Below are 13,835 nucleotides of genomic sequence, written 5' to 3' on the forward strand. Positions count from 1 at the left end.
CGGGAAGCGCGCCCGGGGTGTTCCTGTCCATCGTGAGTGTGTGACAACGATCCAGGAAACAAGTACGCCCCGTGAGGCGGGTGGTCCGCCCGGGCACTGGCGTCGGATGCGGATCTGGGCCGCCGCCCATGCCGTCGACGACTTCTACCAGGGCCTCGTACCCGCCGCGGTCCCCTACTTCGTGCTGCAGCGCGACTTCAGTTACGTGCAGGCTTCGGGGCTGGCGCTGGCCGCGACGCTCGGCAGTGCACTGCCGCAGGTGCCGATCGGACTGCTTGCCGACCGGTTCCGGCTGCGCTGGATGTCGCCGCTGGGGGTAGGCCTGGCGGGCATCGGGGCGGGCATGTCCGGACTCACGCCCTCGTACCCGCTGGTTTTCGCTCTCCTGCTGATGGCGGGTGTCGGTGTCTCGATGTTCCATCCGCCCGCGGGGCGCGACGCACGCCGTGCGGCCGGGGGCAGCGCCACCGCGATGAGCTACTTCGCGGCAGGCGGCAGCGTGGGGTTCTTCGTCGCCCCGGCGCTGGTCACGCCGGCCCTGGACAACCTCGGGATGGGCGCGACCGCGCTCTTCGTCCCACCGGCCGTCCTCATGGGTTTCGTCCTGCTGCGCCACCACAACCGCACGTCGGATACGGCGGTCAAGAAGGTGCCGCGCCAGGGCAAGGACCGGCCGGGCCGGTTCGCGGCCCTGACCGCCGTCGAGATCGTGCGGTCCACCATCTCGACCGGGCTGAACACCTTCATCTCCCTGTACTGGATCCGCCACCTGGAAGCGAGCAGCGGCCTCGGCGGTCTCGCCCTGACACTCGAACTCGGCGGCGGTGTGGCCGGCACGCTGCTCGGCGGGCGACTGGCGGACCGCATCGGCATGGTGCGCACCGTACAGATCGGCAACGCGGCCATGCTGCCCGCCCTGTGGCTCATGCTGATCTGCGACGACAAATACGCCGCGCTGCCACTCGCGCTGCTGGTCGGCCTGATCTCGAACATCCCGTTCGCCGTCCTCATCAAGCTCGGCCAGGACTACCTGCCCAGCCGGCCCGGGACCGCCGCCGGCGTCACTCTGGGCCTCGCGATGAGCGCCGGCGGACTGTTCATGCCGCTGCTGGGCATCATCGCGACCCACTACGGTCCCCGAGGCGCACTCGCGGTACTCGCCACCGTGCCGGTGCTCGCGATGCTGCTCTCCGCCTTCTTGCGCGAACCCGTCCAGGACGAACCGGTGCCCGCCGAGGACACACCCCCCACCACCCCCTGAATACGTGATGCGCCGCCACAGGTTGACATCTTGGTCACCGACCAAGTTCACTTGTCGTGTTGGTCACCGAACAAGACAAGTGGGGAGAGGTCATGCCGAAGACATGGTTCATCACCGGAGCGTCCAAGGGATTCGGGCGGGAGTGGGCGGAAGCCGCGCTCGAACGTGGCGACCGGGTCGCCGCGACCAGCCGCTCGGACGCCGCCTTCCAAGACCTGGTCGAGAAGTACGGCGACGCGGTCCTGCCGCTGCAGCTGGACGTGGCGGACCGCACGGCGGCATTCAAGGCCGTGCAGCAGGCGATCGACGGGTTCGGGAGCCTTGACGTCGTCATCAACAACGCGGGCTACGGCCTGTTCGGCATGACCGAGGAAGTGACCGAGCAGCAGGCCCGCGAACAGATCGACGTCAACCTGTTCGGCGCGCTCTGGGTCACCCAGGCGGTGTTGCCCCACCTCCGCGCCCGCGGATCCGGCCACATCATCCAGGTCTCCTCCATCGGTGGCGTTGTCTCGCTGCCCGGACTCGGCATCTACCACGCGTCCAAGTTCGGCCTGGAGGGCTTCACCGCGAGCCTCGCCGCCGAGGTGAAGGACTTCGGCGTCAAAGTCACCCTGGTCGAGCCGGCCGGTTACGCCACCGGCTGGGCCGGGCCCTCTGCGGTGCAGTCCGAGCGCCTTCCGGCCTACGACGATTTCCGTGCGGCCATGACGCGGATTTCCGCACGGCGCGGCGATCCGAGCGCGACACGGGCAGCGATCCTCACCGTGGTGGACGCGGAACACCCGCCCCTGCGGATCTTCTTCGGCGAAGGGCCGCTGGAGATGATCACCAAGGAGTACCGAACACGGCTCGACGAGTGGCGGAACTGGGACGACGTCTCCAAGACCGCGTTCGGATCCTGACGGCCTGATGTCGCGGCGAACTCAGGGTCCCGTTCGGCCTGTGCCACTCCCCCTCCGCGGCAAACAATGCGTGTGTTATGAATCTTCACGTGTGACCGCAAGGACAAGCACACAGACAACCGTTCGACCGGCCCTACGGCTGAGGACCGGTCGGGGTCGCCGATGCCGGGGTCCGCTCCCCGGGCTGCGGTGATCTTCCTTCCCAGGAGGACCTCCCGCATGTTTCGACGTATTGGCAATGGTGTCGTCAGACATCCCGTCTGGACGATCGTGGCATGGCTGATCGCCGCGGTGGCGATTGTCGCCACCGCCCCCAGCCTGCCCTCCAACAGCGACGAGAGCAGTTTCCTGCCCAAGAGCTACGAGTCCATCAAAGCGGCGGATCTGCAGGTGAAGGCGTTCCCCAGCGCCTTCACCCCGTCCGCGATCGCGCTGTACCAGCGCACCGACGGCGGCAAGCTGACCGCCGCCGACAAACAGGATGTCGCCCGGATCACCACCGAACTGGGCAAGAAGCACATCGACCAGGTGCAGAAGGTGGTCCCCGGCCCGCCGTCCAAGGACGGCAGGTACACCATGACCCTGGTGCAGATGGACAGCAAGAACGCCGGTCAGCCGGTGCAGGCGGATGCCGCCAAGGTGTTGCGCGACGACGTCAAGCAACTCGCCAAGGGCACTGACCTCGACGTGAAGCTCGGCGGTTCCGCCGCGCAGGCCCTCGACCAGCAGGACTCCTCGAAGCGCGGCGAGGCGCTGATCGGCATCGGGACCTTCCTCATCATCCTGGTGACCCTGCTGATCATCTTCCGGGCGCCGATCCTCGCCTTCCTCCCGCTGGTCCTGATCGGGGTGGTGGCGTCCATCGCCAACGGGCTGATCGCGTACGCCACGAAGCTGTTCGGTCTCCAGGCCAACAGTTCCGTCTCGTCGATCCTGATCGTCGTGCTGTTCGGCGTGGGCACGGACTACTTCCTGTTCCTGATGTTCCGCTACAGAGAACGCCTGCGGGCGGGTGACGAGCCGAAGCAGGCCATGATCAACGCGGTCGCCCGGGTCGGCGAGGCCATCGCCTCGGCCGCCGGCGCGGTCATCATCGCCTTCCTCGCGCTGGTGTTGTCCACGCTGGGCTTCCTCAAGCAGATGGGTCCGGCGCTGGCCATCTCGGTCAGCGTCACCCTGATCGCGGGTCTGACCCTGATCCCGGCCGTGGTGTCGCTGATCGGGCCGAAGGTGTTCTGGCCCTCCAAGTCCTGGCAACGCGAGCCGGAGAACGCCCGGTTCGCCGCCCTCGGCCGCGGTGTGCAGCGCCGCCCCGCGCTGACCGCCGCGCTCTCCGGTCTTGTCCTGGTCGCGCTGTCCCTGGGCACGCTCGGCTACAAGGCGACCTTCGACCTGGCCTCCGGTTCCATGCCCAAGACCAAGGAGTCGATGGTCGTCCAGGACGAGATGCAGAAGGCGTACTCGGCCGGCGCCGCCGCCCCCACCGACGTCTACCTCTCCAGCACCGGCGGCAAGCCGCTCGACAAGTCCGCCTTCACTGCCTACGCCGAGAAACTCGGGGCCGTCGACGGTGTGGCGAGCGCCCGTATGAGCCAGGTCAACAAGGACGGCACCACGGCGGACTTCACCGTCACGCTGAAGTACGAGGCGTCCACGGAAAAGGCGATCGACGCCGTGGGCCGGGTACGCGACGTCGCGCACTCTGCCGCGCCCGACGGCACCGAGGCCCTGGTCGGCGGCATGTCCTCGATCTACAAGGACATCAACACCGCGGTCAACCACGACTACCGGACCGTTTTCCCCGTCGCCGCCCTGCTGATCATGCTGATCCTGGGACTGCTCCTGCGGAGCGTCGTCGCACCGTGGTACCTCATCGCCTCGGTGGGTCTCGGCTTCGGCGCCACCCTCGGCGCCACCGTCTGGATCTTCCAGGACGCGCAGGGACACCCGGGGCTGATGTTCATGCTCCCGGTGATCATGTATCTCTTCGTGGTCGCCATCGGCACGGACTACAACATCCTCATGATCGCCCGGCTCCGCGAGGAGGCTCGCGAGGGCCGCGATCCGCGCGAGGCGGCAAGCATGGCGCTACGGCACGCGGGGCCGACCGTGGCCGCGGCCGGTTTCATCCTCGCGGCGACCTTCGCGACGATGATGCTGGCCGGCAACGCGCTGCTCACGGAGATGGGTTTCGCCGTCTCCTTCGGCATCGCGGTCGCCGCCTTCGTGATGGCGATGTTCTTCACGCCGAGCCTCACCGCCCTGATCGGCCACGCAGCCTGGTGGCCCGGCAACGCCGACCGGACTCGCGAGCCAACGCCCGGCCCGGGCACCGGTTCCGACACCGCCGACCCGATCTCCGGTGCGGGGGACCAGAACTCGGTCACCCCCGGTCCGGCAGGCCGTCGCGGGTAGCAACGACGCGGGCCTGTCTGCCGATCCATACCGTCGGCAGACAGGCCCCGTCGCCGCACCGGCCGGCACCCGGTCGGTCCGGGACCTCAACAGGCCGTCCGTGAACATCAGCAGCACTCGACGTAGCGTCGAAGCAATGGCTCCCGTGTCGGAATCTCCGCCGTACGCCAACTCGGGACGCAGACGGGCGAGATGCGGTAACCACGCACCACCATAGCCACCTGCTGCAGGCCCACCGCGGCACCGCCGCCGATTTCAACTCCCGGAGTGCGGCCGCGGTTTGGTCGTCGGGGCCGATTGAAGGATCTGCTCGATTCCGAAGTCGAAGCGCTCGCTGTAGTCGATCGAAACGTAGTCCTCCAGCACCGAATGGAGGCCCGGGAAATGCTGATCGTTCACCGATTCCCGCAGGCGATCGTGGAACGCGGCCGGTGTCGCCTGCTCCTCCTGAACGAGGCCGAGCGTGAAATAGAAAAGGCTCCAAGACGTCCAGGCTGCCGACTTGCGTGTGGGACAACCATCGAAGAGGACGGTCACCAACCGCTCGGAAAAAGCCAGGGTGTTCGGTTCGACAGGAAAGGTTCCGGCGACGAGCAGGGCGCCGTCCCGGTGTCCGAGCATTGCCTGCCGCAGGCGCCGGAGCAGTTCGGCCACTTGGTCGCGCCAGTCTCCGCGCAGGTTCTCCAGGTCGACCTCGCCCATGATGGACTCCGCCATCAGGCCAAGCAGCCGATCCTTGGTCCTGATGTGCCACATGACCGTATTCATCCTGACGTTGAGTTCGGCCGCCACCGCCCGAGCGGACAGTCTGGCGATGCCGTCTCTCTGCAGAACATCGAATGCGGCCCCGACAACACGATCGAGCGTGATGCCGACCTTGGTTCGGGCAGCGCCCGGCGTCTTGGTCACCGATCAATGGTACCCAGGTCGCCATGATGATGAAATCCACCTACGGCAAGGTCCGGAGGGCGGCACACCCGGTGGCCTACCCGAGGTCACTGACACCTCACCCCGCATCGACCGTTCTTGGAGCAGCGCATGTCCTCGTTGGATGAGTTGCAGACCCTGCTGGGTGAGCCCGTCGGCCGGGAACCGGACCCGGACGACTGGAACGAAGTCGAGCAATACGTGGGTTCCGCTTTGCCCAGCGACTTCAAGATGTTCCTCGATGCTTACGGCAGTGGGGCCATCTCCGGTGAGCTTGTCGTCTTCCATCCGCATGGATCAAGCCCGTTGTTGCAGCGCATGCGCGAGACGCATCAGACGTTCACCGAGCGCCGAGAACGGGCCCTGCGCATCAGGGACTCCGAGCATGTTCCGTACCCTTTTCACCCCGAACCCGGTGGACTGGTTTCGTGGGGGTACGACCACGGTGGCGACGAACACTTCTTCCTGCCCTGCGACCCGGACCCGGACCGGTGGAAGGTCGTCACGATGGTTCATGAAGAGGGATGCGAGACCTTCGACGGACCGTTCTCGACCTTCGCTCTCGCTTTCGTACGACGGCTGGTCGACTTGGACCGCTATCACGGCATCGAACCGGAAGCCCTGGAGTACCTGGAGCCGGAGGATCTTGAAGAACTGGTCGCCGCCGGAGAGATCGGCCCCGTCCAGCCGAGCTTCGAGTCGTTCTGAACGGAGCGACCCCAGACGGCCGGTTACAGCCGTTGCACCGGCGACGGCGGGCGGAACCCCTGCCGCGGCAGGCGGGAGACCCTTTGGTCACACGGTCGCGACCACCTCGATCTCGACCAGATAACCCTCCGCGAAAAGCGTCTCCACCCCCACGCACGTGCTCGCGGGCGGCGTCTGCCCTGCGCCTCGGCAGCCGGCGATGAGCGCGATCAACTGCTCCGCGTTGTCCGGGTTGTACCCGACAAGATGGATCGTCTCCTTGATGATTTTGCTACGGTTCGAACCCCCGGCGGCCAGCACCGCGTCGACGTTCTCGTAGGCCTTGGCGAATTGCGCGGCCAGGTCGCCTCGACCGACGAGTTGCCCGTCGGCGTCCCACGCAACCTGTCCGGACGTGTAAACGAGCCCGAGGCCGGGAACGGCCACGCCGTGGGAGATCACACCGGTAAGGGGCGGGAGTGCACCAGGGTTCAGTGCAATGGGTGACGACATCGTGGACCTTCCCTCTTTGTCCAGTAGGGCGCGCGGGCATGGCGGTTTCGGCATGCAGGAATGCAGGAATGCCTGAGAAATCACCAGGCCGCAGCGCGCGTTTCACGCAGCGCTCAGCGCGCGTCCGCCGAGTTGCGACGGGACGCCGGAATGGGGTGACGCATCGGAACGGTCGCCGCTGTCGATGCGATGAGCACGGTGGCGGCGCCATCGTCCTTGTTGGTGAGACGATGCTCCTTCGACGAGTCGAAGTGCACCGAATCTCCGGTGTCGAGCTCCAGCGATACGCCCGAGATGTCGAGAGTGATCGCGCCCGACACCACGTGCAGCCATTCTTCGCCGACATGCCGGGCGGTCTTGGTGTGTTTACCGGCGGCCAATTCGACCCGGATGACGGACATCGTCTCCCGAGGTCCGCTCAGTACGGTGTACCGGCCGTCCTGTCCGTCGCGCGTCATCGCCGCGTCGGCACGCACCAGATGGAAGTCGTCCTGATCGGGTTCTTGTACCAACTCACTGATGGATACGCCGTAAACGCGGGCGATCTGCAGCAGGGCTCCGATGGACGGCTTGCGTACGCCCTTCTCAAGGCGCGACAGATGCGCCGAGGAAATGCCGGTCTGTTCGGCCAGTGTCGTCAGGGTGATGCCACGCTCGCCACGCAGGTCCTTGAGGCGTTGGGCAACCCACAGATCAGTGTCCTCGATCGGCATTCCCGCACGATAACATGCCTCTGAGGCAATAGAGCGCGCCTGTCGGGTACATCGGACGGGGTCCCGTCTATACGAGGTTCAGCAGTTCTCGCTCAAGGATGTGCGGGCTCGTCAGCAGGTCGACATGGGTGACGTCCGGCAGCGCGACGACCCGGAATCCCCGTTTCTCCGCCGATGCGGCGATGTCGGTGAAGAGGGCCTGATCGGCGCAGTAGAGGTAGGTGACCGCCCTGCTCGCCAGAACCTCTTCGCTGCCGGGGCCGAGCGGCTCCTCGTGAGTGAACCGAGACATCGGTGTCAGCCTGCTCGCAAGCCACGCCGCCCCCTCGTCGTCCGCACCGAGCAACCCGGGGTCGAGCGGTGCCACCTCCCACTCGGCGGGCCCCGGCGCATCGGCGAACGCCTTCTCCAGCCACGGCAGCATCGTGAACGCCGACTCACCGGTCACGGGGGCGAAGGCATCCACGTACACCACCTGCCCGACACGATCGGCGGCGAGCGCCGCCGCTCCCGTGATCACCATGCCGCCGTAGCTGTGCCCGACCAGGATCGCGTTCTCCACCCCTTCGGATTCCAGGAGTTCGGCGATTTCTCGCGAGTGGACGCCCAGGCCGACGTCCGGCGAGGAGAGACCGTGCCGCTCGGCGAGGCCGGTCAACGTGGGCGTGAGAACTGTGTGGCCGGCGCTCTCCAGCAGGGGCCGCAACCGGTCCCACACCCAGCCACCGCCCCACGAACCGTGTACGAGTACGAACGTTGCCATAGCCCGCTCCTCCTGAGACTCCAGAGCCCCTCGGTCTTTCCCACAGAGTCACGGTCCAGCCCCACCCAAGTCAACCTCATGGGCAAATAAAGTTGCCTCATAGGCCAACTCGTCGAGCGGCACGGCGACCGTCACAGCATCGCCAGCCCCGGTTCGTGCAGGATCTGCGCGGTATTGGCCAGTAGCTCGGATCCCTGTCGGCCGTCCATGAGTCGATGGTCGAAGGAGAGCGCCAGTTGGGTGCCCCATCGGGGCTCGATGCGTTCGTTTCCGCTGTCGTCCTGGACGACCCATGGCATACGGCGGACGGCACCGACGGCGAGAATGGCGGCTTCTCCCGGGTTGAGGATGGGGGTACCGGTGTCCACACCGAACACCCCGACGTTCGTCAGCGTGACGGTGCCGCCGGTCATGTCCTGTGGGGAAGTGCGGCCGGCTCGGGCGGTCGCGGTGAGGGTTGCCAGCGCCTGGGCCAGTTCGTGCAACGACATCCGGTCCGCGCCCTTGATGTTCGGCACGACCAGGCCGCGGTCCGTCGCTGCCGCCACTCCGAGGTTGATGTAGTGCTTCAGGACGATCTCCTGCGCCTCCTCGTCCCAACTGGCGTTCGCCTCAGGGGTCTTGGCCAGGGCGATCAGGAAGGCCCGGGCGAAGAACAGCAGTGGAGTCACCCGCAGTTCGCGGAACTCCCTGCGCCCGGCGACGAGTTCACGAAGCCGCATGGTGGCGGTGACGTCGACGGTGATGAACTCGGTGACGTGCGGTGCGGTGAAGGCGGAGGCGACCATCGCGGCGGCCGTGTGCCTGCGAACGCCGCGGATCGGTATGCGCGTTTCGGAGGGCCGAGAAGTGTCAGGGGTCGAGAGAGGGGCGGTCTCCGGCGCTGCGCGTCGGGCGGCCTCGCGGACGTCTTCGCGGGTGATGGTTCCGCCAGGGCCGGTGGGGGCGACGGCTGTCAGGTCGACCCCGAGATCCTTGGCGAGTTTGCGGACCGGCGGTTTGGCTGCCGGTCGGGCTGCGGCTCGGCCCGGGCCGTTGTCCTCCATCCCGGCCGCACGTTGCGGCTGCGCGTGAGCGGGGCGCCTTCTGCGACGGCCGGCACCGGGTCCCCGCGGGCCGTATCCGACCAGCAGTGCCGCTTGTTGCGGTTCGGGCTGCTCCACCGGCGGACCCTCCGGTTCTCCGCCTGCCGCCCCTCCCGGTGTCTCGGCGTCGATCGTGATGAGCGGCCGGCCGACCGCGAGCAGTTCCCCCACGTCCGCGTGGAGGGCGCTGACCACACCGGCGTAGGGCGAGGGAAGTTCGACGGCGGCCTTGGCCGTCTCCACCTCGACGATGATCTGGTTGACCTCGACGATGTCGCCGGGCCGGACCGACCAGGCGAGGATCTCCGCCTCCGTCAGACCCTCGCCGACATCGGGGAGCAGGAACTGCTGTGGGCTCGTCACGGCGTGGCCTCTCCTAGTAACTCAGGCTGCGGTCAATGGCGTTGAGGATCCGGTCGACACCCGGAAGCCAGTCCGACTCCAGACGGCTGGGCGGGTAGGGGGTGTCGTATCCGGTCACCCGCAGGACGGGCGCTTCGAGGAAGTGGAACTCCTCGTCCTGCAGCCGCGCGGCGACCTCCGCCCCGAACCCGTGGGAGAAGGCGGCCTCATGTGCGATGACGGCTCGGCCGGTGCGGTGCACGGACGCGCGGACGGTCGCGGTGTCCCACGGAGAGAGACTGCGCAGGTCTACGACCTCCACGCTGTGACCCTCCTCCGATGCGGCGTCGGCCGCCTCCAGAGCCGCCGGCACGGTCGGGCCGTAGGCGATCAGTGTCACGTCCGTCCCCTCGCGGCGGATGACGGCCCGCTCCAGTGGGAGGGCCGAGGCCGGGTCGACCTCTCCCTTGGTCCAGTAGTGCCGTTTGGGTTCGAGGAACACCACGGGGTCGTCGTCGGCCACGGCCTGTTGGATCATGTGGAACGCGTCGTGCGGGGTGGCGCAGGTGACGACCTTCAGCCCGGCAGTGTGGGCGAAGTACGTCTCCGGTGATTCCGAGTGGTGCTCGATCGAGCCGATGCCGCCGCCGTAGGGGATGCGGATCACGACGGGCAGGGAGATGCGGCCCGCCGAGCGGTGTCTGAGCTTGGCGAGTTGGGTGATGATCTGGTTGGCGGCCGGGTAGACGAAGCCGTCGAACTGGATCTCGCAGACAGGCCGGTATCCGCGCATCGCGAGTCCGATCGCCGCTCCGACGATGCCTGCTTCTCCCAGCGGGGTGTCGACCACTCTCAGGTCGCCGAACTCCTTCTGCAGTCCGTCCGTCACGCGGAACACACCGCCGAGCCGGCCGATGTCCTCGCCCATGAGCAGGACTTGGGGATCGTCGGTCAGGGCTTGACGCAGTCCGTCGTTGAGAGCCTTCACCATGGAGACGCTCACTTCCGCTCTCCGTCCTGCGGCGCGGTGGAGACGAACTCCAAGTGCTCGCGCAGCTGTTGGCGCAGATCTGCGGGCATCCGCGCGTAGGTGTGCTCGAAGGGGGCGGACGCGTCGGGTTCGGCCAGGCCGCGACAGCCGCTGCGTAGCCGTTCGGCCAGGTCCTGCTCACGCCGTTCGAGGTCGGTGAAGTACTCGTCGGTCACGGCACCCACGGACCGCAGATGGGTGCGCAGCCGCTCCAGCGGGTCTCGGGCCGTCCAGTCCTCGGTCTCCTCGGCGGCCCGGTACCTGCCTGCGTCGTCGGCCGTGGTGTGGGCGTTGATGCGGTAGGTGACGGCCTCGATCAGGGTCGGGCCGCCACCGGATCGTGCCTGGTGCAGCGCCTGGCGCGTGGCTGCGAGACAGGCCAGCACGTCGTTGCCGTCCACGCGGATGCCCGGAAAGCCGTATCCGGCGGCGCGTCGGGCCGCGGGGATGCGGCTCTGCACGCTGTAGGGCGCGGAGATGGCCCACTGGTTGTTCTGGCAGAAGAAGACCACCGGCAGGTTCTGGGCGGCGGCCCAGACGAACGCCTCGTTCGTCTCGCCCTCGCTCAGTGCGCCGTCTCCGAGGAATGCCAGCACGGCCGTATCGCGGGCGGGATCGTCCGAGCCGGTGCTGCCGTCCCGGTACAGGCCCATGGCGTAGCCCACCGCGTGCAGGGTCTGCGCCCCGATGACCAGTGTGTACAGGTTGAAGTAATGCGCGTAGGGATCCCAACCGCCCAGCGTGGTGCCCCGGAAGAGTCCGAGGAGCGACACCGGGTCGAGCCCTCGGCACCATGCCACGCCGTGTTCGCGGTAGGTGGGGAAGACCATGTCCTGGCTGCGCAATGCGTGCGCGGCACCGACCTGTGCCGCCTCCTGGCCGCGCAGCGAGGGCCACAGTCCCAACTCGCCCTGCCGTTGCAGGGCGATGGCCTCCGTGTCCAGTCGGCGGGCGAGCACCATGTCGCGGTAGAGGGCCGGGAGGTCGACGGTGGCCGTGTCGAGGGGCAGTCGGGTGTCCGTGCTCAAGTTCCCTGATGGATCGAGCAGTTGTAGCGGTGGATCGGCCTGCGATGTCTCGGACGGCGGGTGTTGCACAACGTGTGCCATGCGTGCTCTCTTTCCGGGCGACGCTCTCGACGCGGAGAGCGGGTCAACTGGCCATGTCGGTAAGGGGATTCAGCGCGGGGGCATGCGCAGGGCGCCGTCGAGGCGGATGACCTCGCCGTTGAGCATCGGGTTGTCGAGGATGTGGGTGACCAGGCCGGCGTATTCGTCCGGCGAGCCGAGACGGGACGGATGCGGCACGGCGGCGCCCAGTTGGGTCCGTGCCCGCTCCGGCAGTCCCGACAGCAGCGGGGTGTCGAACAGCCCTGGCGCGACGGTGACTACGCGGATGGCCGAGTCGGCGAGATCCCGGGCCGCGGCCAGGGTCAGCGAGACCACGCCGCCCTTGCTCGCCGCGTAGGCGGCCTGGCCGATCTGGCCGTCGTAGGCGGCGATCGACGCGGTGCAGACGATGACGCCCCGATCTCCTTTGTCCGGAGCGTTGTCGGCCATGACGGCGGCAGCGGCGGCGAGCACGTGGAAGGTGCCGAGCAGGTTGATCTCGATCACGCGCCGGAAGTCCTCGGCGGGCAGTGGTCCCCGCCGGCTCAGGATGCGACCGGGCGTCACGACTCCTGCGCAGTTGACCGCCGCGCGCACCGACCCATGGGCTGCCGCGTACGTGAAGGCCTGCCGTACCTGGCCCGGATCGGTCACGTCCGCCGCGACGAAGTGGGCGCGCTCCCCCAACGCGACGGCAGCGGCCTCCCCTTGACCGTCCGGAAGATCCAACAGTACGACGGTACGGCCCTGTCGGTGCAGCCGGTGTGCGGTCGCGCGCCCAAGTCCCGAGCCGCCTCCCGCTATGACAGCGACAGCATCGCGATGTGTCACGGTGCCCGCCTTCCTTCAAGTCGTAGAAAACGTGCAAGTCGTGGGAAACCTGGCCCAGTTCAGGAGTCGGCAAGGTGACGGCTGATGACCAGGCGCTGGATCTGGTTGGTGCCCTCGAAGATCTGCGTGATCTTCGCCTCGCGCATGTAGCGCTCCACCGGGTGCTCACGGACGTATCCGGCGCCGCCGAGCACCTGGACGGCATCGGTCGTCACGGCCATCGCCGTGTCCGTCGCGATGAGTTTCGCGATGCTGGCCTGCCGGCTGAACGCCTGACCGGAGTCCTTGCGGCGAGCGGCGACAAGGTAGGTGGCGCGGGCCGCTTCGGTTCGCGCGGCCATGTCGGCGAGCAGGAAGCCGACGCCTTGGTGCTCGATGATGCGACGGCCGAATGTCCGGCGCTCGCGGGCGTAGTCGACCGCGTGGTCGAGTGCCGCCTGTGCGATCCCGACCGCGACCGCGGCGATGCCGAGCCGGCCGGCGTCGAGAGCGGACAGTGCGATTTTCAGGCCCTGGCCGGGCTCGCCGATCAGCCGGTCGCCGGGGACCTGTACCTCGTCGAAGTTCATCGCCGCGGTGGTCGAGCTGCGCAGCCCCATCTTCCGCTCCGGAGCACCCGCGCTCAGGCCGGGCGATCGGGCATCCACGTGGAAGCAGGAGATGCCGTTGCGGGGGTCTGGAGACGTGCGCAGAAAGGCGGTGTAGAAGTCGGCATGACCGCCATGGGTGACCCAGGCCTTGGCACCCCGGGCCACCCACACCTCGCCGTCACGCGCCGCGCCGGCCCGGATGGCGCTGGGGTCGGAACCCGCGTGTTCCTCCGACAGGCAGTAGGCGCCGAGTGCGGCGCCGCTCAGTTGCCATGGCAGCAGCGTCTGCCGCTGTGTCGCGGAGCCGAAGGCCGCGACGGGGTGGCACGACAGGGTGTGGACGCTGACACCGACGGCGACGGCGGCCCATCGGGCGGCCAGTTCTTCGAGTACTTGCAGGTAGACGGCGTAGGGCTGGCCACCTCCCCCGACGTCCTCGCCGAACGGAAGGGTCAGCAGCCCCGCTTCGCCGAGGAGGCTGAACACCTCACGCGGAAAGCGGCCCTCCTCCTCGAACTGGGCCGCGCGCGGGGCGAGTTCCTTGTCCGCGATGTCGACCGTCAGCTCCAGTAGCTCCCGGGCTTCGCTGGAGGGTAGTTCGCGCTCAACCTTCACCGCTGGGTCCCTTCCTCACGCCCTCGAACGGCGGTCGCCGACCAGTTGC

The 13,835-nt window shown here is 67.8% G+C and carries 13 protein-coding genes; 4 read left to right on the top strand and 9 right to left on the bottom strand.

Annotated features, from left to right (window positions below; genetic code table 11):
- Positions 1-106: 106 nt before the first annotated feature.
- From AB0I69_RS48065 to AB0I69_RS48075, 3 genes are all read left to right on the top strand, one after another.
- Positions 107-1,261, top strand: coding sequence for an MFS transporter (locus tag AB0I69_RS48065; protein WP_363102211.1), 1,155 nt, complete (start codon positions 107-109; stop codon positions 1,259-1,261).
- A 92-nt stretch (positions 1,262-1,353) separates the two neighbouring features.
- Positions 1,354-2,166: an SDR family oxidoreductase gene (locus AB0I69_RS48070; RefSeq protein WP_363102190.1), complete on the top strand. Its 813-nt coding sequence runs from the start codon at positions 1,354-1,356 to the stop codon at positions 2,164-2,166.
- Positions 2,167-2,385: 219 nt separating this feature from the next.
- Positions 2,386-4,581 carry an MMPL family transporter gene (locus AB0I69_RS48075; protein ID WP_363102191.1) on the top strand — a complete coding sequence of 732 codons (2,196 nt, stop codon included), beginning with the start codon at positions 2,386-2,388 and terminating at the stop codon, positions 4,579-4,581.
- A 255-nt stretch (positions 4,582-4,836) separates the two neighbouring features.
- On the opposite strand, the gene AB0I69_RS48080 is transcribed toward AB0I69_RS48075, so the two are convergent.
- A complete protein-coding gene (locus AB0I69_RS48080) occupies positions 4,837-5,490 on the bottom strand; it encodes a TetR/AcrR family transcriptional regulator C-terminal domain-containing protein (protein WP_363102192.1) in 654 nt (217 codons plus the stop codon).
- Positions 5,491-5,619: 129 nt separating this feature from the next.
- On the opposite strand from AB0I69_RS48080, the gene AB0I69_RS48085 reads away from it, so the two are divergent.
- Complete coding sequence (locus AB0I69_RS48085; RefSeq protein ID WP_363102193.1) at positions 5,620-6,216, top strand: SMI1/KNR4 family protein; 597 nt, start codon at positions 5,620-5,622, stop codon at positions 6,214-6,216.
- 87 nt (positions 6,217-6,303) lie between these two features.
- On the opposite strand, the gene AB0I69_RS48090 is transcribed toward AB0I69_RS48085, so the two are convergent.
- From AB0I69_RS48090 to AB0I69_RS48125, 8 genes are all read right to left on the bottom strand, one after another.
- Positions 6,304-6,657: a RidA family protein gene (locus AB0I69_RS48090; RefSeq protein WP_363102194.1), complete on the bottom strand. Its 354-nt coding sequence runs from the start codon at positions 6,655-6,657 to the stop codon at positions 6,304-6,306.
- A gap of 164 nt (positions 6,658-6,821) precedes the next feature.
- Positions 6,822-7,421 (bottom strand): helix-turn-helix domain-containing protein, encoded by a 600-nt coding sequence (locus AB0I69_RS48095; RefSeq protein WP_363102195.1) that lies wholly within the window; start codon positions 7,419-7,421, stop codon positions 6,822-6,824.
- A gap of 67 nt (positions 7,422-7,488) precedes the next feature.
- Entirely contained in the window at positions 7,489-8,184 is a 696-nt protein-coding gene (locus tag AB0I69_RS48100) for an alpha/beta fold hydrolase (RefSeq protein WP_363102196.1), read from the bottom strand.
- A 131-nt stretch (positions 8,185-8,315) separates the two neighbouring features.
- Positions 8,316-9,632, bottom strand: coding sequence for a dihydrolipoamide acetyltransferase family protein (locus tag AB0I69_RS48105; RefSeq protein WP_363102198.1), 1,317 nt, complete (start codon positions 9,630-9,632; stop codon positions 8,316-8,318).
- 13 nt (positions 9,633-9,645) lie between these two features.
- Complete coding sequence (locus AB0I69_RS48110; protein WP_363102212.1) at positions 9,646-10,602, bottom strand: alpha-ketoacid dehydrogenase subunit beta; 957 nt, start codon at positions 10,600-10,602, stop codon at positions 9,646-9,648.
- Positions 10,603-10,610: 8 nt separating this feature from the next.
- A complete protein-coding gene (locus AB0I69_RS48115; RefSeq protein WP_363102200.1) occupies positions 10,611-11,750 on the bottom strand; it encodes a thiamine pyrophosphate-dependent dehydrogenase E1 component subunit alpha in 1,140 nt (379 codons plus the stop codon).
- Positions 11,751-11,819: 69 nt separating this feature from the next.
- The gene (locus AB0I69_RS48120; protein WP_363102201.1) at positions 11,820-12,581 is read right to left on the bottom strand and encodes an SDR family NAD(P)-dependent oxidoreductase; all 762 of its coding nucleotides are present in this window, start codon (positions 12,579-12,581) and stop codon (positions 11,820-11,822) included.
- 59 nt (positions 12,582-12,640) lie between these two features.
- A complete protein-coding gene (locus AB0I69_RS48125) occupies positions 12,641-13,786 on the bottom strand; it encodes an acyl-CoA dehydrogenase family protein (protein ID WP_363102202.1) in 1,146 nt (381 codons plus the stop codon).
- Positions 13,787-13,835 lie beyond the last annotated feature (49 nt).

Source organism: Streptomyces sp. NPDC050508 (genome assembly GCF_040655155.1).
Taxonomy (GTDB): Bacteria; Actinomycetota; Actinomycetes; order Streptomycetales; family Streptomycetaceae; genus Streptomyces.